This is a genomic window from Deltaproteobacteria bacterium (assembly GCA_016709225.1).
In the GTDB taxonomy this organism is placed as follows: domain Bacteria; phylum Myxococcota_A; class Polyangia; order Nannocystales; family Nannocystaceae; genus Xiheibacterium; species Xiheibacterium phototrophicum.
In genome coordinates, this window is record JADJEE010000012.1 from 3,615,588 (window position 1) to 3,634,374 (window position 18,787).

The 18,787-nt window shown below is 71.6% G+C and carries 15 protein-coding genes; 10 read left to right on the forward strand and 5 right to left on the reverse strand.

What is annotated here, in order from left to right; translation table 11 throughout:
• The first annotated feature begins 81 nt into the window (after positions 1-81).
• Entirely contained in the window at positions 82-504 is a 423-nt protein-coding gene (locus IPH07_39995) for a hypothetical protein (protein ID MBK6923636.1), read from the forward strand.
• 43 nt (positions 505-547) lie between these two features.
• Here IPH07_39995 and IPH07_40000 read toward each other — a convergent pair whose 3' ends face one another.
• From IPH07_40000 to IPH07_40010, 3 genes are read right to left on the reverse strand one after another with little or no spacing between them, the layout of a single operon-like run.
• Entirely contained in the window at positions 548-2,395 is a 1,848-nt protein-coding gene (locus IPH07_40000; protein ID MBK6923637.1) for a PKD domain-containing protein, read from the reverse strand.
• 40 nt (positions 2,396-2,435) lie between these two features.
• Entirely contained in the window at positions 2,436-3,404 is a 969-nt protein-coding gene (gene cysK, locus IPH07_40005; GenBank protein ID MBK6923638.1) for a cysteine synthase A, read from the reverse strand.
• Complete coding sequence (locus IPH07_40010; protein ID MBK6923639.1) at positions 3,401-4,366, reverse strand: anion permease; 966 nt, start codon at positions 4,364-4,366, stop codon at positions 3,401-3,403. Before IPH07_40010 ends, cysK begins: the two co-directional genes overlap by 4 nt.
• Positions 4,367-4,448: 82 nt before the next feature.
• On the opposite strand from IPH07_40010, the gene IPH07_40015 reads away from it, so the two are divergent.
• Positions 4,449-4,853 carry a hypothetical protein gene (locus IPH07_40015; GenBank protein MBK6923640.1) on the forward strand — a complete coding sequence of 135 codons (405 nt, stop codon included), beginning with the start codon at positions 4,449-4,451 and terminating at the stop codon, positions 4,851-4,853.
• A gap of 15 nt (positions 4,854-4,868) precedes the next feature.
• Here the strand turns inward: IPH07_40015 and IPH07_40020 are convergent, their stop codons facing one another.
• Entirely contained in the window at positions 4,869-5,645 is a 777-nt protein-coding gene (locus tag IPH07_40020) for a hypothetical protein (GenBank protein ID MBK6923641.1), read from the reverse strand.
• 187 nt (positions 5,646-5,832) lie between these two features.
• Between IPH07_40020 and IPH07_40025 the strand changes: the two genes are divergently transcribed.
• Together IPH07_40025 and IPH07_40030 are read left to right on the forward strand one after the other, a co-directional pair.
• Complete coding sequence (locus tag IPH07_40025) at positions 5,833-6,567, forward strand: matrixin family metalloprotease (GenBank protein ID MBK6923642.1); 735 nt, start codon at positions 5,833-5,835, stop codon at positions 6,565-6,567.
• A gap of 191 nt (positions 6,568-6,758) precedes the next feature.
• Entirely contained in the window at positions 6,759-8,627 is a 1,869-nt protein-coding gene (locus IPH07_40030; protein ID MBK6923643.1) for a hypothetical protein, read from the forward strand.
• Here IPH07_40030 and IPH07_40035 read toward each other — a convergent pair.
• The gene (locus tag IPH07_40035) at positions 8,621-9,238 is read right to left on the reverse strand and encodes a sigma-70 family RNA polymerase sigma factor (protein ID MBK6923644.1); all 618 of its coding nucleotides are present in this window, start codon (positions 9,236-9,238) and stop codon (positions 8,621-8,623) included. The genes IPH07_40030 and IPH07_40035 overlap by 7 nt on opposite strands.
• Before the next feature lie 24 nt (positions 9,239-9,262).
• Between IPH07_40035 and IPH07_40040 the strand changes: the two genes are divergently transcribed.
• The 6 genes from IPH07_40040 (at position 9,263) to IPH07_40065 (ending at position 18,755) form a co-directional block, all read left to right on the forward strand.
• Positions 9,263-11,143 (forward strand): serine/threonine protein kinase, encoded by a 1,881-nt coding sequence (locus tag IPH07_40040; GenBank protein ID MBK6923645.1) that lies wholly within the window; start codon positions 9,263-9,265, stop codon positions 11,141-11,143.
• Between the two features lie 235 nt (positions 11,144-11,378).
• Complete coding sequence (locus IPH07_40045; protein MBK6923646.1) at positions 11,379-13,139, forward strand: LDL receptor domain-containing protein; 1,761 nt, start codon at positions 11,379-11,381, stop codon at positions 13,137-13,139.
• A 365-nt stretch (positions 13,140-13,504) separates the two neighbouring features.
• Positions 13,505-16,486, forward strand: a complete 2,982-nt coding sequence (locus IPH07_40050) for a tetratricopeptide repeat protein (protein MBK6923647.1) — start codon at positions 13,505-13,507, stop codon at positions 16,484-16,486.
• Positions 16,483-17,037, forward strand: a complete 555-nt coding sequence (locus IPH07_40055) for an RNA polymerase sigma factor (protein MBK6923648.1) — start codon at positions 16,483-16,485, stop codon at positions 17,035-17,037. Before IPH07_40050 ends, IPH07_40055 begins: the two co-directional genes overlap by 4 nt.
• On the forward strand, positions 17,025-17,615 hold the full coding sequence (locus IPH07_40060) for a hypothetical protein (protein ID MBK6923649.1): 591 nt from the start codon (positions 17,025-17,027) through the stop codon (positions 17,613-17,615). The genes IPH07_40055 and IPH07_40060 overlap by 13 nt, the downstream gene beginning before the upstream one ends.
• A gap of 114 nt (positions 17,616-17,729) precedes the next feature.
• Positions 17,730-18,755, forward strand: a complete 1,026-nt coding sequence (locus tag IPH07_40065; protein ID MBK6923650.1) for a hypothetical protein — start codon at positions 17,730-17,732, stop codon at positions 18,753-18,755.
• Positions 18,756-18,787: the final 32 nt, after the last annotated feature.

The following is an 18,787-nucleotide window of genomic DNA, read 5'->3' on the forward strand; positions in this document are numbered from 1 at the left end:
GGTGCGGGGGCGCAGGAGGCCGATCGCGGCCGAGGGGTTGAAGCACCTGCGTCCGTGCGCGATGCACCGTGGGAGGCAGCAATGGCGCCGGCTTCGCCACCGACCACACTTCGCAACATCGCCGTCGACGCGACCGGCCCGATCGTCCGCGTTCGCTACCTCGCGACGCCCGACGACGACGAGGTCGAGACCCTGCTGGCCATCTACGAGGAGCTGGCGTCGAGTCGCAGTTGCTATGGGATTTCGCTCGCCACCACACCCTCCGCGCGGCAGACCACGGCGCAGAACCGTCGCACGGGCGAGTGGATGAAGCACAACCACGCGCGCTACGAAGGCCGCCTGCGCGCCATGGCATTCGTGAGCACGAGCGCCATGATGCGGTTCAGCCTCAGCGTCATCTTCCTCGTGCAGCCGCTGACCGTGCCCTACACCGTGGTTGCGACCGATGACGACGCGGACGCGTTCCTCTGGTCGCAGCTGGACGCCGACCTGGGGAAGCGCTGACGCGGGCGGCCTCGCGCAGGGGATCGATTGCAGGGCCTCGCCGCTACGGCGCGACCGGCAGGTTCCAGAACGCCAGCAGCCCCACGCCGTTCTCGTTCAACACCCACGGGCCTGCGCCCTGGTGCCCGAGGTACGTGATGCCGGTCGCGGCGGAGCCATCGCCCGACAGCGTGAGGATCACCTGGCTGCCGTTCGCACTGCCGCCGGTGATCGACACCGCCGCGCCCTCGAGACGGAAGTCGACGTGGGCGCCTTCGGCGAAGCTGAGGTTCGAGGCGGCGTTGCGCATGTCGATCACCACCTGCGTGCCGCCGTTCGCGAATGCGGCCCCCTCGGGGTTCGGTGGCGCGACATCGTTGGCGGGGGTCTCGCCGTACAGATCGCGGCCGAGCAGCGCGGCGTAGCGATCGCCGAGCTCGCGGTAGCCGTTCTCATAGGCGTAGTGGCAGCCGTCGTGGGCGTCGAGGCCCGTCACCGACATCACGGTGATCTCGTCGAAGTCGTCGGCGAGCTGGCGCTGCACCTCTTGGGTGCCGATCAGATCGCCGCCACAGCCGGCGCGGATCTGCGTGACATAGACCTGCTCGACGCCGGCGTAGTCCTCGAGCCAGTCGGCCTCGAGCGCGACGAAGCCGTCGTGGTGCACCTGATAGCCGTTGCCGTCGGACTCGCCCTGGTACCAGAGGATCGCGCGCAGCGACGACTCGATGCCCGCCGCGCGCATGCGTGTGAGCGCGCGGCCGTAGTTGGTCGAGAGATCGGTGGTGTCGGCGTCGTTGCGCTGGAAGTACGAGATCGGCCGTCCACCCTCGCCACCGTTGACCACGCCGATCGGGATCGCGTGCGCGCTCGACAGCTGTGCGGCCATCCGCAGGCCCCACTGACCGATGGCCCCGGGACCGCCGCCGGCGTTGCCGTTGGCGGCGTGCCACGCGGCATCGGCCGCGGTCGCGTTGCCGTCCGCGGTGTTGCTGCCGAAGCTGCGCAGGAACGGGCCCTGGTTCTCGTTGGCGTCGCCGCTGAACTGCGAGGCCACGGCGTTCGACTGACCCTGGATGAGGTAGAGGTCGCCGGCCACGAGATCGGTCGCGGTGTAGAAGGGCTGGGGATCGGCGCCGTCTCCGACCAACGACAGCCGCACGTCGTGTGCGACCAGCTCGGCGGGGATCGGCACGTCGATCGCGAACTCGACCGGTGCTGCGCCGCACAGCGGCACCGTCACGCTCGACGCGACCACGCCATCGGTCATCACCTCGGCGAGCACGGCGGTGTAGCCCTGCGACGCGACGCTGCCGTGGAACGACGCGGTGCCCTCGTTGGTGTCGAGATCACGGGGCAGCACCGCGCTCGCCAGCGGCGCGAGATCGACGGTCGCCATGCCCGGCACCTCGGGTGCGCCCTGGGCCACGACCACGGTCCCGGTCGCCATCGCGGTCGCGTCGTCGTCGTCGGTGACCATCAGCGTGACGTCGTGGCAGCCCACCGCGGTGAAGTCGTGGGTGACGCTCTCGCCCTCGTCGGCGCCGTCGTCGAAGCTCCACGCCCACGCCACGATGGTGCCGTCGGGGTCGCTGCTGGCGCTGGCGTCGAGCGTGACCGACAGCGTGGCGGCGCCCGCATCGGGCGTGGCGGTGAACATCGCGAGCGGCGGCTGATTGGGCACGCCGACGTCGGGTACGACGCCGGTGTCGTCGGATCCGATCGTCGTGGTCAACGTGGGATCGCTGGCCGATGCCGACACGCTCGCGGTGGTCGCCGCGGTGCCATCGCTGCTGCCACTGCCGTCCGAGCCGCCGTCCCCCGATGCACCGCGGTAGCAACCGCCGAGCGCGATCGCGGCGAGCCATGCGAGGAGTCCGTGCGTGCGGCGACCGCAGGGCGAAGCGAGCATGGCATCGATGCTACGCGAAGCGGCGCGGGATGGGTCGCCGCTACAGCTCGAAGTAGCTCGCGGTCGACATGTAGCGATCCGCGGTATCGGGGAACACGGTCACGACGCGCTTGCCCGCACCGAGCTCGCTGGCAACCGCGAGCGCCACGTGCACGGCCGCGCCCGAGGACGGGCCGGCGAGGATGCCCTCGCGCGCGGCGAGCTCGCCCGTGCGCATGAACGCGTCTTCGTCGGAGACCGAGCGGACCTCGTCGATGAGGCCACGCTCGAGCACCATCGGTACGAAGCCGGCACCGATGCCCTGGATGCGATGGGGCGTCGCGCGGCCGCCCTGCAGCACCGGCGACGACGCGGGCTCGACCGCGACGATCCGCAAGCTCGGCAGCTGCTGACGCAGCACGCGGCCGACCCCCGTGATGGTACCGCCAGTGCCGACGCCCACGACCAGCGCGTCGATGTGGCCCTCGGTGGCCTCGAGCAGCTCGAGTGCGGTCGAGCGACTGTGGGCCTCGGGATTGCCATCGTTCTCGAACTGACGCGGCATGAACGCGCGCGCGTGCTTGCGCGCGAGCTCCTCGGCCTTGGCGACCGCGCCGGTCATGTGGTGCTTGGCCGGCGTCAACACGACCTCTGCACCGAGTCGCTTGAGCAGGTAGTTGCGCTCGAGCGACATCGAGTCGGGCATCACGAGGATGCAGCGATAGCCCCGCGCCGCGCAGACCATCGCGAGGCCGATGCCGGTGTTGCCGGAGGTCGGCTCGATCACCACGGTGTTCGCGTCGAGCAGGCCCGCGGCCTCGGCAGCCTCGATCATGAACAGCGCCGGGCGATCCTTCACGCTGCCGCCAGGGTTGAAGCCCTCGAGCTTGGCGACCACCTCCGCGGCGCCGGCCGCCGGCAGCCGCTGCAGCCGCACCAGCGGCGTGTGACCCACGAGGTCGAGGATGCTGGCGGCGATGCGCCGTCCGGCCTTGCGGGCCGCGTGCGGGTTGTCGCCGTGGTCCGTCATCCCGCGATCCGAAGCGCCAGCAGCGTCAGCACCACCGAGATCGCCGGCGTGACCAGCCACGCCAGCAACATGCGACGCAGCACCGGGTGATCGGTCGCGGACCGGGCGTCATCTTTGACGCGCCAGACGGCGATCACGGCGGCGGCGTTGAGCTGCACGAGCGACTGCGGGATGCCATACCACGACGCCGACAGCAACAGGGTTCCGACCACCAGGCTCACGATGCTCGCGGCCACCGGACCAATCGGCACGATGCTCTTGCCGACCGTGCGCGCCGGCTCGGGGAACAGCAGCGCGCCGAGCCCGAACAGCGGCGCCATCACCAAGAGGCCGGTGACGAGGTCGATCACACCGGTCGCGCTCAGCGGACCGACCACGTTGCCGACGTTGTTCGAGCCGATTGCGGCCGCGACGTAGCACGAGGTGCCGAGCACCAGCCACCGCACCTTGCCCTCGTGGCGACGCAGCTGCTCGTGGAGCCGGAAGTTCGCGGGTCGCAGCGGATACAGCACGCGCAGCGCCGCGTAGGTGAGCGCGAACGCGATGACCGGCATGATGAGCCAGGCCGGCAGCATGCGGTGGGTCAGCACCTGGGTCTGCACCGCGCCCACGTGCACGCCGGCGGCGACCAGCGCGAACACGGTCACCCACGAGGTCGACTGTGGGACCTTGAGGGCATTGGCGATGAACAGCGAGACGGTTGCGGCCCCGAGCACGCACAGCACCCGGGTGGTCGTCATCGCGGTCGCCGGCACGATGCCGGTGCCGAGGGTCTTGGCGACCAGCTGGCCCAGCAGGAGGGCGCCCGCGATCACGCACAGGCCGTACAGCAATGCGGCGCGCCGCCGCGACACCAGCTGGGCGCCGAGTGCCACCGAGAACGACGGAGCCAGCCCGCTGCCGCCCATGTTGAGGGCGAACAGCGCGCCGCATCCGAGCAGCAGCGCTTCCACGAGTGGCACGGCTTGATGCGAGCCGATGGTACTCGAAGTGGCGCGCCGGCGCGGCGGAACCTCGCCAGCGGCCGGGTGTCTGGCCCCGTCGATGGCGGGCATCCCACGGGTCCTTCGGGCGCTGCTGGTTGCGATGGTGCTGCAGATCGCGATCGATGCCGTCGGTCTCGGCCTCGGCTGGGGCGAGCGCGACTGGGGTGGCCGCGGGCTCGAGACCACGGCGTTGGTGCTCGACGTGGTGCTCGCGGTGCTCCTGCTCGGCGGCCGCGAGTGGGTACGGCGTCTGCTGCGCTTGGCGGCGGCGTTGGGCTTCGCGATCGATGCGGTGCTGGTGTCGCTGTGGTTCGCGTATGCGCCGGCCGGCACCGCCGGTACGCTCGCTGGGATCGCGGCGTTGGTGCTGCTCGCCGGCTCGGCGTTCACGTGGTGGGCGCTCGGCCACGCCACCGTGCAGGCGTGGGTGTTCGAGCGGTGGTTGACGCGACGCGGCCTGTGATGCGCGCGCGAAGCCTCAGGTCGCGAGCGCGGGCTTGGCGGGCGCGGCGAGGGCGAGTAGCTCGGGCGCGCGCTCGAGGAAGCCGGCGTTGCGCTTGAACGCCGCCTTCTGCGTGGGCTCGAGGTGCTTGCTCGCCAGTCGCGACGACAGGCCCTTGCGCTGACCGTCGAGCGCGAGCGCGAAGCAGGCCTCGGGCATCGACAGGCCCGCGCGCATGCTCTTGAGGTCGAGGCCGCAGCCGCCGCCGCAGCAGGCGTTTTCGTACACGTAGGCGCCGTTGGCGACCCAGATGCCCAGGCCCAGCGCGACCGCGGCGAGCTCGGCGTCGGCCTCGACGTCCTCGGGCTCGACGCGGTGGCCGCCCGCGCGGTGGATCGCGATCCGTCCCAGCTCGCGCGCGACGCTGGCGTGGACCAGCGCCGGCACTCGCAGCAGCGCCGGCACCACCAGCATGGCGAGCTCGTCGCCGCGGGCGAAGGTGTGCAGCAGCTGGCCCTGCGGATCGCCCAGCGGCGCGAATCCGGGCAGCTGCTTGCTGGCGCCGCCGGCCTCGAGCTCGACCAGTGCGAACTCCACTTCGCGCTGGCCGGCATCGGACTGCACGAGGCAGATCAGCTCGAAGAGCGCGTCGAGGTCGGTGGGCTTGGCGATCGGCGAGGCCGTGAACCATCGCGGCTTCGACGCAGCCTCACCGAGGCGCGCGTAGAGATCACCGAGGCCCTCGGCGATCCACGACCGCGCATCGTCCTCGGGCAGGAACTCCACCGCCTTGGCGTCCGTGAACTTCAACATCGCCGTGCAAGGCTACCACCGCCCTTCCGGGTTTGGTCCGCGCGTCGACCCGGCGAGCGCGAACGTGGGCCGCTGCCGCCTCGCGCGTGTCTCCCGCGGGCCGTGCGCCCATCCCATCGCCGCGCGTTGCGGCGGCTTTCGATCGATCTGAGCCCTTGCAGCGCCCGTAGCGAATGGCAGACTGATCGTGGGAGTCTCCAGCTTGTTCGAGTTCCTCGTGCGCCGCGTCTTCGCACTCGCTCTGTGTCTCGGAGCGACGGCGATGCTGGTGCCGAGCGACGCGCACGCCGGCGGTGTGCGCAAGGTGCCGGATCTGCGCCGTGACGCGGGTTCGTGGATGCAGCCGCGCCAGGCCCAGGGCCTGCGCATCCCGGTCACACTGCACCTCGCGACCGAGGAGGGCGGCGAGGTGATGTCGAGTCGTGCGGTGCAGGCGTGGGTCGAGCGCGCCAACCGTGAGCTCGGCGCGTTCGGTATCGAGGTGGACGTCGTCGCGGTGCGCCGCATGCCGGCGGGCTTCGAGTCGGTCACGCACTGGCGCGGCCGCCGAGCGCTCGCCAGCTACGCGCCCAACGATGGCACCGTGCACATGTTCGCGATCGAACAGCTCGACGACGGTCACCGCAACCGTCGCGTGCGAGGCCTGCACTGGCGCTACCGCGGCCTCGCCCGCGCGCTGCGCGGACGCGAGTACCTCGTCGTCACCACGGCCGCGCCCACGACCACGCTCGCCCACGAGATCGGCCACCTGCTGGGCCTGCGCCACAGCACCCGCACCGACAACATCATGTGCAGCTGTCGCAGCGGCGCGGTGAGCTTCACCGATGCGCAGGGCGCCGCGATGCGCGACGGGGCGCGGCGCTTGTACGCGCGCCGCGGGCTGTCGACGGCGGCCGATCGCGGTCGCCGTCACCGGCGTTGAGCGGCTTGCGTCGCGTCGGCATCGACGATGCTGCCATGGTCGGGCGACGGCAGCCCTGCGATGGCGAGAGACGGCGAGCCAGGCACGAGGCATGCCCTGCGCGGAGCCGGCGCGGTCGAGAAATCGTGGCGGGTCCGTGAACCGCTCGCGCGGCTCGTCCGACAAGGGCCTGCATGCGAGCGCGCACCGCCTTGTCATCCGCTGGACTGACCCTTGCCCTGAGCAGCTGCGGAGATCCAAGCGGAGGTGCCGATCCGACGCTCGGCTCGAGTGCGGGCTCGGATCCCAGCGCAGCGACGTTCGCCGATGGCGACAGCTCGCAAGGCGGCGTGGCCGACACGACGTCCGCGGGGCCCGGGAGCTCCGGCGCGTCGGAGACCGGCGACGATCCCGGTCCGGTGGTCACGCCCGGGGGTCCGGTGCTGTTCTTCACCGATCTCGTCATCGGCCCGCGCCGCGGCAACAGCGATACCTCGCAGGGGCAAGACGGCGGCGTCGACGGGGCGATCGTGACGGTGTGGGGCAAGCACCTCGCGTCGGATGGTGCCGCGCCGATTGTCGAAGTGGGTGGGGTCGAGGCGCGGGTGTACGGTCATGGGCCCGCGACCCAGGGCGCGGATCTCCACACGCGCATGGGTATCGAGCGCGTCGAGTTCCAGATCCCCGGGGACGCGCCCCTCGATGACGCGCCGATCGTCGTGCACGTCGACGGCGTGTCGTCGAATGCCCTGCCGTTCGCGCCGCGCGACGCCGGCAACATCTACTACCTCTCGCCCACCGGCAGCGACGACGGCAACGGCTCGTGGTCGCAGCCGTGGGCCACGTTCGAGGCCGCGGCCGCGGTCGTGGAGGACGGCGACGTCGTCTATGTGACCGACGGGTGGATCGACGACACCGCTCAGGGCGCCGACGCGGCGCTCGTGGGGCTCGACACGTCGGGCACCGCCGCGTTGCCCAAGGCGTTGGTCGCGTACCCCGGCGCGACCGTACTCGTCGGTGGGGTCTGCGAACCGAGCGGCCACGCCCTACTCAACAACTACTCGTATGCGGCCAACGCCGGCAGCAGCCATTGGGTGGTGTCGAAGCTGCGTATCGAGAGCCCGCCCGATTGCCCGCAGGACACCGTGGTGGGCCTCGGGGATGGCTTCCGACTGGTCGGCAACTATCTCTCGAACCCGCGGACCAACGACGGCTGCCAGAGCGGCTCGGTGCAGTGTGGGGGGCTCGACAGGTGCGGCGACGGTCTCTTCTTGCTTGGCAACGAGCTCGCCTACGCGCAGACCGAGAACGCGGCCACCGGCAGCAAGCAGTGTCACGGCTTCTACCTCTCGGGCGATCGCCGGCAGGACGGGCTCGAGCGCGGGCGGACCGTCGCGTGGAACTACATCCACGATTGCGCGAACAACCGCGCGATCAATCTCTACAACGAGAGCTACGATGGCCCCAATGCCGCGCGGGCCCTGCTGACCGAGCACGACATCCACGACAATTGGGTCGAGAACCAGCGAGGCATCGGGTTGTTGCTCGGGAGCGAGATCGTCGGCGACAACTGGATCTACAACAACGTCTTCGTCGCCACCGGACTCGGGCCCGAGTTCCCCGATGGCGGCGCGTTCTGGCCGTTCCAGATCCAGCCGGGCAGCGCGTACGCACCGACGCCAACCCAGGTGTTCGCGCACAACAACCTCGTCTTCGGCGAGAGCTACCTCGAGGGGCCCGACTACGCGCGGGGCCTGATGAGCGTCACGCTCGACGCATCGACGATGCTCGACCTGCGCAACAACCTTTTCGTGTCGACGCAGGACGGCATCCCGTATCTCGCGAGCGACACGGCGGTGGCCGGCCGCAACAACTTGTGGTTCGGCGCCGGGCCGCCACCGGACGGCGAGGTCGATGCGATCGGGGCCGACCCACTGCTCGTCGATCCCGCGGCGCACGACTTCCACCCGCAGGCGTCCAGCCCGGCGAAGGGCGCGGGCACACCCTCGCCGTTCGCGACCCTCGACTTCGACGGGATTCCCCGCGACCCGGAGGCGTGGAGCCTGGGGGCGTATCAATGATCGTCGGAGGGATCGCCGAGGCGCGCCCCGAGGGTCTCCAGCGATCGATCGCGCGCTGCGTCATCGAGCTCGGGCCCGAGGCGCGCACGCAGCTGATCGCGGGCGCGCATCAGTCGGGTCTTCACGGTGCCCCGGGGGATGTCGAGGATCTCGGCGATCGCCGCGGTGTCGAGCTCCTCCCAGTAGTGCAGCTCGATCACCAGCTGCAGCTCGATGGGGAGGTGACGGAGCTGCTCGAGCACGCGATCGTCACGTCGACGATCGCCGACTACCTGGCTCGGTGACGCCGCCACGAGATCCATCGCCGTCGAGATCAACGGGTCGAACCGCGCGCCGACGCCGGCGCGCCGCGAGAGGTGGTCGTAGAGCTTGTGCCGCGCGATCGACAGCAGGAACGTGCGAAAGCTGGTTGCGGTGCGAAGGCGATCGATCGACTCGAGACACGCGAGGAAGGTCTGCTGGATCAGATCCTCGCGCTCGGCACCGAGGACCCCGCGGAAGAACCTCTGCACGGCCGCGCTGTGTCGTGCGAAGAGCGCTCGGCCCGCGACGGCATCGCCGCTGCGCCACGCCAGCAGCAGGTCCCCGTCACCGGTCGCCGATCCCGACACCGACCCGATGCTAGCATCGACCTCGTGTCGGAGCTGGAGCAGCGCGTGGTCGAAGCCGCCGCACCCACGCCCGGCGAGCGCGAGGAGCTGTCGCGCGTGGCCCTCGCGTTGTTCGGCGCCGAGGCGATGCCGAGCTTCGGGCGTCACCGCGTCATCCGCCAGCTCGGTCGTGGTGGTGTCGGCGTGGTCTACCTCGCCCACGACCCCGAGCTCGATCGACTCGTCGCCGTGAAGTCGATTGCGCGCACGCTCGGTGCGGCGATGCACGCCCACGATCGCGCGCGGATGCGGAGAGAGGCCCAGGCGCTCGCGCGGCTGCGGCACCCCAACGTCGTCGCCGTGCACGACGTCGATGTCGAGGCCGATCCGATGTTCCTCGTGATGGAGTACATCGACGGCCCGACGCTGTCGCAGTGGGCACGGGCCCAGACCCGTAGCCGCGCCGAGATCGTCGCGGTGATTGCCGACGCCGCACGCGGACTCGCGGCCGCACACGCAGCCGGCATTGCCCATCGCGACGTCAAGCCGAGCAACATCCTGGTCGACGTCGCCGGGGTCGCGCGCGTCGTCGACTTCGGCCTGGCGTGGGCCGACGTGTCATCCGCAGCGCCGGGGTCGGGGTCGGCCGTGTCCGAGGGGCTGACGGCGACCGGGGCGTTGCTCGGCACGCCGGCGTACATGGCCCCCGAGCAGTTCCTCGGCGCCGCCGTCGACGGGCGCACGGATCAGTGGGGCCTCGCGGTCACCTGCTTCGAGCTGCTGGCCGGCGGCCCTGCGTTCGTCGGTGACGACGTGACCGCGCTGCGCGACGCCGTGCTCGTCGGTCGTCTCGCGACCACGGGCGGGATCCCGCGCCACGTGATGGCGGTTCTGCGTCGTGCGCTGGCGATCGAGCCCGCCCGCCGCTACCCCGACATGGATGCGTTCATCGACGCGCTGGTTGCCGCGAACCGTTTCCCGCGGGGCCGGCGGGGGCGGCTCGTGGCCGTCGGCGTGGTCGCTGCGGCGTCGGTGGCGGGTACCCTCGCCGCGTCGGTGCCCGCCCGCATGGGAGCCATTGCGGTGAGCGAACTGAGTGCCGCGTGGGCGACACCCGAGCAGGTCCGTTGGCAGTGGCGCGCCGAGGGCCCACCCGACGCACTGCGCGCGTTCGAGCTGACCACGTGCGCACGTGAGCGCGACGTGATCGACGGCACCGCGCCGGGCTGCCGCGTCTTCACCCACCGCGACAATCCCGAGCTCGGGCACTTCCTGTTGCCGCGGACCGGCGGCGTCGAGCCGGTGGTCGCGACGACCACCGATGGGCACCCGCCCGAGCGCGAGGTGTTCGCGCGGCTGTGCGCGATCGATACCGCGGGCCTGCGCTCGTGCACCGAAACCGCAGGGGTCCTCACCGCGGTCGCGCCGATCGACGCGATCACGATCTTCGACGAGGAGCGACCGCGCGGCTTCCCGCTGCCCGACGAGCTCCAGCTCGCCGAGGATGCGCCGTTTCGCGGCGCGCGGCACCTGCAGTTCATCTCGCGGTGCGCGAGCGAGGACTGCTACGCGAACCTGCGCTGGCAGGGCCTCGACGTCGCGCTCGATCGCCTCGGCCCCGGCAGCGTCGCGACCACCGCGTATCTCGAGCTCGCGGTCGCCGTCGACGGCGGCAGCACCAGCTGGTGGAGTCAGCTGCGGCTGTGGTACGGCGACGTGCCGATCGACGACGTCGTCCACTTCGCGCCCTTCGCCCTTCGGCGCGACGGTCGCTACCGCGTGCTGCAGGTGCCGCTGCGGGTGTTCGCCGGGCGCGGCGGCGCGGCGGTCGACACCGCGATGACCCGGCTGCACGAGTTCGGGCTCGGCGGCTGGTGGCCCGCGGGCGCGGTGGTGCGGATCGACGAGGTCCGCATCCGCTGGTGACGCGACGCGGCCGCGTGACCAGCTCGCAGCCGTCGAGTTCGGGCCGCGCCCCACGAGCGCCCCGCCGCCCCGCGAGGGCTGGGCAACTCGCCCTGGCATCGCGCGGACCCGTTGCGCAGCGGCGTCGAGCGATGGACCCAGCACCACGCGCGGCGGTGTGTGCAAGGGCCTGCAATCCGTGGGTTCGCGCCGTCGGCGGGCAGCCTGCGCCGCGCCGTGCATTCGCCGTGCTTCGATGACGCATCGCGTACCGAGCGGATGGTGGCTGGCGTTGGTGGTGGGGCTGGGCGGTTGTGTCGATGCCGAGGGCCGACCGGGTCACGTCGGTGGCTTCGATGGTGGCGATGACGAAAGCTGCGTCGGACCGGGCGGTCAGCCCTGCGATGTGCCCGAGTGCGACGACCCGTGTGCGTACAACGACCCCGCGCTGCGTGACGGCCAGTGCAAGATCACGACGCTGCCCGAGTCGTGCGGTGACATGCGCGGCCAGACGGTGCTGTTCCAGCAGCTCGGCGCGAGCGTGCCCGCGCCGGGCGGCGTGTTCCGCCCCGCCGACGCCGCGCTGCAGAAGTGGGTGCAGGCGCGCTGGCAGGAGATGTCGCAGTTCGTGGTGCCCGCCAACGTGAAGACGCAGCTGACCAAGGGCGGCGTGAAGGTGTGGAACTACCCCGACGGCAACGGCTGGATCCGCACCGACTTCCACGCCGGCATCATGGCGCTGCCGCCAGGCGTCGCGCCCGAGACCGTGCTGAAGGCCATGCTCGACGATCCGCTCGCGGCCACCGGCAACGGCGAGTTCTCGGGCTGGGTCGGTTGGCCCAAGGCCGGCGCCGGCGGGCGCAAGGTCGGCGATCGGGTCGACCTCGACATCTGGGGCCCTGACAACGGCGCGATCGGCTACTGGAAGATCGACCCCGATCGCTACTGCGTGATCACGCTCGAGAACGACACCGCGGGCGTCCATCCCGTCAACGGCATCCGTTGCTGGGGTTTCGTGCCGATGGCGCTCAATCCCAACTGGCTCGCGACCAAGGACGGCAAGGCTTCGTGGGGCTGCGCCGGCGCGACGTACATGTTCTATACGATGGGCATCGACTCCCCGTCGATCGCCGGCGGTGGCCTCGGGGCCGACGCCCAGGCCGCGACCTGGAACGCGAACATCCGCGATCTGCTGGGCGAGAACGTGAAGGCCGGCGGCGTGAGTGGCCGCTGGTATGTGCAGCAGACGATCGTGCAGCCCAACGGGCTGGCGCCGGGTGCCAACGTGCAGGCCAAGCCGCCCGGCGAGCTGAACAGCTACTACGTGCAGCTGCCCGAGCGAGACTTCCGTGACGGCGAGGTCTGCGAGGAGCCGGCCACGCCGCCGTCGCAGTGCGGCGCCGATCACTTCACCTGCATCGACGGCCAGTGCATCGACGGGGCCTGGCGCTGCGACGGCATCGCCGACTGCAGCGACCGCGACGACGAGGCCGCCTGCGACGACGATGCCGACGCTGGCGACGGCGGCTGCGCGGCGACACAGTTCGCGTGCACCGACGGCAGCTGCATCCCGGCGCAGTGGCGCTGCGACGGCGAGTACAGTGACTGCGCCGCCGGCGAGGACGAGCAGGACTGCGACGGCGCCACCGGCAGCTGCGCGCCGACGCAGTTCACCTGCGACGACGGTCAGTGCATCGCGGGCGACTGGAAGTGTGACGGCATCGTCGACTGTCAGGCCGGCGAGGACGAGAGCGGCTGCACCGACACGCCGCCGCCGACCGACAGCTGCGACGGCTTCGCGTGCGACGACGGCCAGTGCATCGCGGCCGCGTGGCAGTGCGACGGCATCATCGACTGCCAGGCCGGCGACGACGAGGACGACTGCGCCGACACACCGCCCGCCACCGACGACTGTGACGGCTTCGCGTGCGACGACGGCGTGTGCATCTGGGCGCAGTGGCAATGCGATGGGTACCTCGACTGCGCCGGTGCCGAGGACGAGCTCGGCTGCGGGTGACCGACGCTGCTCGGCGACCGCGACCGGGCAGGCGGCCTGGTCGTGTTCGCGAGGGGCACGTCGGGCTGCGTGTCGACGGACGCGTGAGTTCGCGCGGGCATGTCGCGAGGCCCCGCTGCAGTGCCCTGCTTGCCCGATTGCAGGACTTTCCCGCGGGCGGGACGGAACCGGCCGTCGGCTCCGACCAACCCGTCGATGAGCCCACGCTGTCTTGGACGCCCCACCGTGATCGCCTCGGTGACCGGGTGCGACCACCCCGAGTCTTCGGCGAACGCGGCCGCCGTGACCACAGCCGATAGTGTGTACTGTCGGGGTCTGGACGAAGATGGTCCGGCGACGCCGCCGCGTGACCCCGAGTGCACGCCGTGAACCACGAAGCTGATACCGCGCGCGGGACCACGACCGCCTCGTCAGACGAGACGCTCGCCGACGGCCGCGCGCTCGAACGCGTCGCCGCGAAGGGCGATGTGTTCGGCGAGTATCGCCTGCTCGACGTGCTCGGACAGGGCGCGATGGGGATGGTCTACCGCGCCTATGATCCGCGGCTCGATCGCCTCGTCGCGCTCAAGCTCGTCCATCCCTCGCGCGTCGGCGCGAACGCGAGTCAAGCGAGCGCGCGACTCGTCGCCGAGGCGCGTGCGCTCGCTCGGGTCTCGCACCCCAACGTGCTGTCGATCTACGACATCGGCACCGAGCACGAGCTCGTCTACGTCGCGCTCGAGCTGGTCGAGGGTGTCGACCTGGCGCAGTGGCTGCGGGCGGGCAAGCGGTCGTGGACGACAATCGTCGACGTGTTCATCGCAGTCGCGTCGGGCCTCGCCGCAGTGCATGCGGCGGGTCTCGTGCACCGCGATGTGAAGCCCGCGAACATCCTCGTCGAGCGCCTGTTGCCCGGCGACACGATGGGGCGCGTGCTCGTCGCGGACTTCGGCATCGCGCGCGCCACCACGGCGACGCCGGTGCCGAGCATCGCCGTCGAGGCCGACGCATCGACCGAGGACATGCACCTCACCGCGACGGGACGCGTCGTCGGCACGCCGGCGTACATGGCCCCGGAGCAGCACACCGGCGGCGAGATCGGGCCTGCGGCCGATCAGTACGCGGTGTGCGTCGCGTTGTACGAGGCGCTGTTCGGACAGCGGCCGTTCCTCGGCGGCGCGCAGGCGATGCTGCTCGCCAAGGCGGATCCGCCGCGAGCGCGTCCGCGCGGCGACGTGCCGAAGTGGCTGTGGGCGATCGTCCGTCGCGGGCTGTCGTCGCGGCCGCGTGATCGCTTCGCGTCGATGGAGCAGCTGGCGGCGGCGCTGAGTGACGGGTCAGTGCTTCGGCGCTGGCGGTGGCCCGCTGCGCTCGGGGCCTCGGCGATCGCGACGACCGCGATGGCGGTCGCGTTGATGGAGCCCGCGTGTGCCGGCGCTGACGCGAAGCTCGGCGGCGTGTGGAACGACGATCGACGCGAGGCCATCGCGGCCGCGTTCGCGGCGAGCGAGCGACCGGGGGCCGACGGCGCGTGGGCCGAGGTGTCGACGCGGGTCGACGAATACACGGCGCAGCTCGACGATGCGTACCACGAGGCATGCGAGGCCGCGCTCGTGCGGCGGGATCACGCAGAGGATCTGTACGACCGTCGGCTCGCGTGCCTCGATCAGCGCAAGCAGGTGCTCGAGCGATCGCTGGCCCTGCTCGCGACGGGTGATGCGGATGTCGTCGATCACGCGGGCGAGGTCGCGTCGACGCTGGGCGCGATCGAGCCGTGCGCCGATCTCGAGGCCTTGGCGGCCGGGATCGCGCCGCCTCTGCCCGCCCAACGCTCGTCGGTCGAGGAGGTGAGGCGCATCCTCGCGGACGCGAGCGCGCTGTCCGCTGCCGGCCGCTTCGAGGACGCGTCGCGCTCGATCGAGGGCGCGGTCACGCTCGCGCGCCACGTCGGCTATGCGCGCGCGACGGTGGAGGCGCTCGTGTACGCGGCCGAGCTGCACGAACGACAGAGCCGCGTCGACGAGGCACGCGTCGCGCTCGACGAGGCGATCGAGACGGGGCTCGCGATCGGCTCGGACGCCTTCGTGCTGCGCGCGCTGGTGTTGCGCACGTGGATCGCCGCGGAGTACGAGCGCGACATCGACGCGGCGCTGAGATGGGCGGCGCTCGGTCGCGCGCAGCTCGAGCGACTCGGGGATCCGCGCGAGCAGGCGCTCGGGCTGCACAACGCGCTCGGCACGGCCTTCGCTGCGGTCGGCCGCTACGACGAGGCGATCGCCGAACTCGAGCAGGGACTGAAGCGGATCGAAGGCGATCACACGATGGCGAGGTGGTCGGCGATCCTGCGCTCGAACATCGGCGGCGTTCGGTTCAACGCCGGCGATCTCGAGCAGGCCCAGGCGGACTACGAGCTCGCGCTCGCGTCGCTGCGTTCGCTGCACGGCGACGACCATCCGGAGGTCGCGAACACGGCGCTCCGCGTCGCCCAGGTCCAGGGGCAGCGCGGGCTGAACGTCGAGGCGATTGCGGGTCTGCGCGGCGCGATCGCGGCGCTCGAGCGGCTGCAGGCGACGCCGACCGAGCTCGCGACGGCGCTCGTGTCCCTCGGCACCATGCTGCGCAACTCGGGCGAAGACGACGATGCGGGCCGGACGTACCTGCGCGCGGTGGAGCTGCTCGACGGCGAGGGCGACGACTTCACGCTCGCGTATGCGCTCGTGAACTACGGGCACTCGTGCATCGATCGCGGGATCTACGACGCGGCGGAGGTGCAGCTGCAGCGCGCCGCGAAGCTGCTCGAGCCGGTCGAGCCCACCGGTCAGAACCTCGCGCACGCGTGGCTCGGACTCGGGTGGATTCGCGAGCGACAGGGCAAGGCCGACGAGGCGCTGTCGTTCCACCGCCGCGCCATCGAGGTTGCACCGCACACACGCAGCGCTGCACGGGCGCTCGGTGCGAGCGCGCTGGTGCTCGCGCGGGCGGGACGCGATGCAGAGGCGGCCGCGGCGCTGCAGCGACAAGACGAAATCCTGGCGAGCGACACGCTCGTGTTCGCGAGCGATCGGCTCGCGGCCTCGATCGCCCACGTGTGCGTCGCGACGGAGATGGGTCGCGCGGGCGAGGCGGCCGATGCGATTGCGATGCTCGAGCGACTGCTCGTGGATGGCCGACGGACCGGCACGCGGCTCGCGGGGGAGGCGGAGCTCGCGATCGGGCGCGCCCGGTTGGAACGTGGCGAGGATGCGCTCGCGCGCGCGGCCCTCGAGCGAGCTGCCGCGGATCTGGAGGGCAAGCACCGCGCGGACCTCGTGCAACAGTTGCACGACGCCGAGGCCGTGCTCGAGGGTCGGGAGCGGCGCGCGCGATGAAGGCGGCGGCGTCGCAGGAGTCTGTCATCACGCCCGGCTTCGAGGCGGTGTACCGCGAGCACCATGGGTTCGTGTGGAAGAGCGTGCGCCGGCTCGGCATAGCGGACGCCGAGGTCGACGACGTCACGCAGGACGTGTTCGTCGTCGTGCATCGTCGCCTCGCCGACTTCGAGGGGCGATCGAGCCTTCGCACGTGGTTGTTCTCGATCGCGTATCACGTCGTCCGCGATCGTCGACGCAGCGGCGCCGCGCGTCGCGATCGCGAGGGCAAGGTCGAGCCGCCGCGGCCGCCCACCGAGCCCGATCAACGTCTCGCTCGACACCGCGCCGTCGTAGCGCTCGACGACTTGCTCGCGGGTCTCGACGAAGACCAACGCTCGACATTCGTGATGGCGGAGGTCCTGCACATGACTGCACCGGAGATCGCCACACTGACCGAGGTCAAGCTGAACACCGTGTACTCGCGCCTGCGTCGCGGTCGCGACGCGTTCGAAGCCGCGCTGCAGCGCTACCTGGAGCAGCACGGAGGAGAGATGCCATGGCTGAGCTGAGTCGCAAGGGGCGCAGGCTGATCGACATCGCGATGGCGAACGACGAGCCGCCGTCAGTGGACGATAGCTGGGGCACGCTCGTGTCGCGGCTCACGATGGAGGCGCCGCGCGGCGCGGCACCGAGCGAGCCGACGGCCGCGCGCGGTCGCGGGCTCGTGGTGGTGGTCGCAGTGGTGGCGTTCGTGGTGACGGGTGGCGCGTGGTGGTGGTCGCAATGGCGGGTGCCCGCCGTCGAACGCGAGGTCGAGGCACCGACCGCGAGCCCGCCGATCGAACGACCGCTGCGCGCGGCCGACACGAAGGGCAGGGCAACGGAGCTTGCGGTGCGCGAGCTCCTCCCGGCCGCCGAGGCGGCGCTCGCGGCCGACGATCCCGATCGCGCGATGGCGCTGCTGCAGGAGCATGCCGTGCGAGCGCCGACCGATCACGCGGCGCCGCACCGCATGGCGCTGCGCGTGCTCGTGCTCTGCGCCAAGGGCGAGCGCGCGCAGGCACGCGACGAGGCGAATGCGTTCCTCGTTGCGCACCACGACTCGCAGTGGAGCGATGCCGTGCGAGCCTCGTGCGCCGCTCGATGACTGCGCCAGGCGCCGAGGACGAGCTCGGCTGCGGCTCTTGCCACCCTGGCGCGACCCTGCTGGGCACGACGCGCCCGCGTGCGGCCGTGATATCGTGCGGCCTTGCGCGGGCCCGTGATCGCGATCGCCCTGCTCGGCATGCAGGCCTGTCGAGCGTCGGCGCCGACGACGGCCGTGGCCGAACCCGCGGTGACGCCCACGCCGGCGTCGACGCCCGCGCCGCGATCGATGCGCCGGGTTCCGATCGATGCGCCGGGCTTGTTCGCGGAGGGCCTCGCGTGGGACGCCCCGCGCTCGCGGTTGTTGCTCGGTGGCATCGTGGGGCAGGCGATCGTGGCGAGTGATCTCTCCGCCGCGCCGGCGCAGCGCGTGGCCGCGCCGGCGGCGGGCTGGTCGGTGTTCGGGCTCGCGATCGATGTCGAGCGCGGGTGGCTGTGGGCGGCGTGCTCGGCGGTGCCGCAGGGCAAGCTGCTGCCCCACGACCGTGGGCGTGCGGGGCTGGTTGCGTTCGCGCTGGCCGATGGCGCGCAGATCCACGCGTGGGAGACCGAGGACGACGCCGGCCACGTGCTCGGCGATGTCGCGCTCGCCTCCGATGGCACCGCATACACCACCGACTCGCAGGGCGGTGGGGTCTATGCCGCCTCGACGGATCGCGTCGCGCTGCGCGAGGTGATGCCCGCGGGTAGCTTCCGCTCGCCGCAGGGGATCATCGCGCTCGACGATCACGCGCTGCTGCTCGCCGACTATTCGACCGGGCTCGTGCGGGTCGAGCTCGATGGCGAGGGCGTCGCGCGCTCGCACGCGGTGCTGCGATCGGCGGCCGGCGACGACCTGCGCGGCGTCGATGGCATCGCGCGCCGCGATCGCACCGTCATCGCGGTCCAGAACGGCGCTGCACCGCCGCGCGTGCTGGCGATCACACTCGCGCAGGACCTCGCCGGCATCGCGGCGGCGTCGGTGCTCCACGTGCCCGAGGTCGACGACGGCGAGCCCACGCTGGTCACGATCGTCGGCGATGACGCGTGGGTGGTGCAGACCGATCGCTGGGACCGCGTGTTCGACGGCGACGGGCGGCCCCGCGGCGAGCTCGCGATCGCGAGCCCGGTGGTGCTGCAGATCCCGCTGCCCGGCACCTGAAGCGCGGCGGGACCGAACCGTGGGCGGTCGGC

Bases quoted from the DNA above. Each gene is read 5' to 3' on its own strand.
- IPH07_40020 (MBK6923641.1), bottom strand. From the start codon at position 5,645: ATGTTGAAGTTCACGGACGCCAAGGCGGTGGAGTTCCTGCCCGAGGAC.
- IPH07_39995 (MBK6923636.1), top strand. From the start codon at position 82: ATGGCGCCGGCTTCGCCACCGACCACACTTCGCAACATCGCCGTCGAC.
- IPH07_40000 (MBK6923637.1), bottom strand. From the start codon at position 2,395: ATGCTCGCTTCGCCCTGCGGTCGCCGCACGCACGGACTCCTCGCATGG.
- cysK (MBK6923638.1), bottom strand. From the start codon at position 3,404: ATGACGGACCACGGCGACAACCCGCACGCGGCCCGCAAGGCCGGACGG.
- IPH07_40045 (MBK6923646.1), top strand. From the start codon at position 11,379: ATGACGCATCGCGTACCGAGCGGATGGTGGCTGGCGTTGGTGGTGGGG.
- IPH07_40055 (MBK6923648.1), top strand. From the start codon at position 16,483: ATGAAGGCGGCGGCGTCGCAGGAGTCTGTCATCACGCCCGGCTTCGAG.
- IPH07_40015 (MBK6923640.1), top strand. From the start codon at position 4,449: ATGGCGGGCATCCCACGGGTCCTTCGGGCGCTGCTGGTTGCGATGGTG.
- IPH07_40060 (MBK6923649.1), top strand. From the start codon at position 17,025: ATGGCTGAGCTGAGTCGCAAGGGGCGCAGGCTGATCGACATCGCGATG.